Source organism: Bowdeniella nasicola, from assembly GCF_001907295.1.
GTDB lineage: Bacteria > Actinomycetota > Actinomycetes > Actinomycetales > Actinomycetaceae > Bowdeniella > Bowdeniella nasicola.
Window position 1 is genome coordinate 1 of the sequence record NZ_MQVR01000138.1, and the last position, 2422, is coordinate 2422.

A 2422-nucleotide genomic window follows, 5' to 3' on the forward strand; every position below is an offset into this window, starting at 1 on the left:
ATGATGCGGTCGAGCTTGGCCTTGACCTGGGGCTGGTCGCCGTAGCGGATCGCCTCGATCAGCAGGTCACGCAGCGACCGCTCTTGGAAGGCGTCGGCATCGCCGAGCACGTTGAACAGATTGCCGTTATACGCGATAGACATCTGGTCAATCTTCGCCAGCAGCCGGGTGAACACGTCGCCCTCGCGGGTGTCGCGGGCGACCATGTTCCACAGGTGGCAGACCTCGCGCTGACCGATGCGGTGGATGCGGCCGAAGCGCTGCTCGATGCGGTTCGGGTTCCACGGCAGGTCGTAGTTCACCATCAGGTGCGCACGCTGAAGGTTCAGCCCTTCCCCGGCGGCGTCCGTGGCCAGTAGGACCACGGTGTCGGGGTTATGGGTGAAGCGTTCGCGGGCGATCTTGCGGTCTTCACGGCGGGTGCCGCCGTGGATCGTGATGACCGAATCGGCACGCCCGAACTGGGCGGTGATCTTGGCTTGCAGGTAGTCGAGAGTGTCGCGGTGCTCGGTGAAGATGATGATCTTGCGAGCATCGCCGGAGCCGTCGTGGGTCAGGAGCTGCTCGTCGAGGATGGTGCGTAGCTGCACCCACTTCTTGTCATCGTCTTGCAGCCGGACGCGCCGAGCGACCTTGATGAGGTCTTCGAGAATCGCGATCTCAGCCCGCAACTCGGGAATGGTCTGCGCTGCCGTGGCGAGATCGACAACCTGGTCTGCTTGTTCCTCGAACTGGGCGCGTTCCTCGTCGGTCGTTTCCTCGTCGAAGTCCTCGAAGTCATCGACCGAGAACGCGGGCAGCGCGTCACTTCCGAAGTCGAGCGTGGTCTTGCCTGTGGTCCATTCGTCGATGTGCGAGGCGATAGAGCCGCTGTTGCGGGCATCGTCGGTGATGCGCTGCATGTCGCGCAGTTTCGTGTCGAGTCGCTGCTGGCGTCGCTCCAGAGAGCGCAGGATCGCTTCGGGGCTGGAAGCCAGACGGCGCTGCAGCACAGTGAGTGCGAACCCGACGTTGTTGCCGCGCTTCTTGTCCCCGGCCTGGGCGATCCGCTCGGCCCGTCCCATCTCGGTGCGGACGTAGTCGGTGACCTGTTCGTAGAGGTCTCGCTCGGCCGGGCTCAGCTCGTACTCGACGGTGTAGGCCTTACGTTCGGGGAACAGCGGCTTGCCCTCGAAAGTCAGCAGGTCTTCCTTCACCATGCGGCGCATCAGGCCGTCGGTGTCTGTGCGGTGCACGCCTTGCCGGTACTGACCCTCGAACCGGTCGCGATCCAGCAGCGACATGAACAGCTGGAAGTCTTCTTCCTTGCCTGCGTGTGGGGTCGCGGTCATCAACAGGAAGTTGTGCGAGGTCTCCGACAGCAGGCGTCCGAGCTTGAAGCGCTTGGTCTCATCGACCTCGCCTGCCCAGGATGAGTAGTGGGCCGACATGCGGTGGGCCTCGTCAACGACGGCGACATCCCAGGTGACCTCGCTGAGCTGCTCGGTCAGGTCTTCGCTGCGCGAGAGCTGGTCCATGCGGGCGATCAGGAACGGGTGCTCAGCGAAGACGTTGCGACCCTGGGCGTCATCGACCATCTGGCGGCTGAAGATTTCGAAGCGCAGGTCGAACTTCTGGCTGAGTTCCTCACGCCACTGCTCCACGAGCCCACCGGGAGCGACGATGATCGCGCGCTCGCAGTCCGAGCGCAGGATCAGCTCCTTCAGATAGAGCCCGGCCATGATCGTCTTGCCCGCGCCGGGGTCGTCGGCCAGCAGGAACCGCAGCGGGATACGTGGCAGCAGCTCTTCGTAGACGGCGCGAATCTGGTGCGGCAGCGGGTCAACATCGGAACTGTTGACCGCGACCATCGGGTCATACAGCGCCGCGTACTTGATCCTCAGTGCCTCGGCTGCGAGCCGGAACTCGTCCGGGTCGGCATCGTAGGCGGGAGCGGAGTCGAAGTCACCCGCGACCTCGAAGCGTGCCGCGTCGGCGTCGGTGATCGAACGTGCACCGCTGCGACCGGAGTCGTCGCGGTAGAAGACCTCGAACAGTTCGGCGTCGATGGGATCGATGGCGATCAGGGTGACTGTCTGCCCCGGCACCAGGCCACGGAGGCGCTGGCCCACGCGAAGCGTCGCGAGGGTCAACGTTGCGTCGGTCGTCGCTTCTGTCACGAGGTGCCTCCCTCCGGTTTTGGGCAGTGGATCAGGATATGGGGTACCACCGACAAAGTGTCAGCGGCGGCTCGAAGTGAGCGACGCGCTCACCCTGGCGGAGAGGGTTCGGAGTCGGCGGCAGCGCCACCTCGTCGCACCCAGTCGTCGATCTCGCTGGCTTGGAACTTCCAGAGGCGCCCGACCTTGTGGGCGGGCATGGCCTTCTCGGCGATCCAGGTGTAGACGGTGTCTTTGGTGACCCCGAGATGGGCGGCAATGTC

Annotated in this window: 2 protein-coding genes; both read right to left on the reverse strand. The window is 64.4% G+C overall.

Going from position 1 to position 2422, the window contains the following annotated elements; translation table 11 throughout:
- Nucleotides 1-2159 (reverse strand): DEAD/DEAH box helicase (locus BSZ39_RS12580; protein WP_143180543.1); only part of this gene is annotated, 2159 nt, incomplete at its 3' end.
- An 89-nt stretch (nucleotides 2160-2248) separates the two neighbouring features.
- Nucleotides 2249-2419, reverse strand: coding sequence for a helix-turn-helix domain-containing protein (locus BSZ39_RS12585; RefSeq protein WP_222842968.1), 171 nt, complete (start codon nucleotides 2417-2419; stop codon nucleotides 2249-2251).
- Nucleotides 2420-2422: the final 3 nt, after the last annotated feature.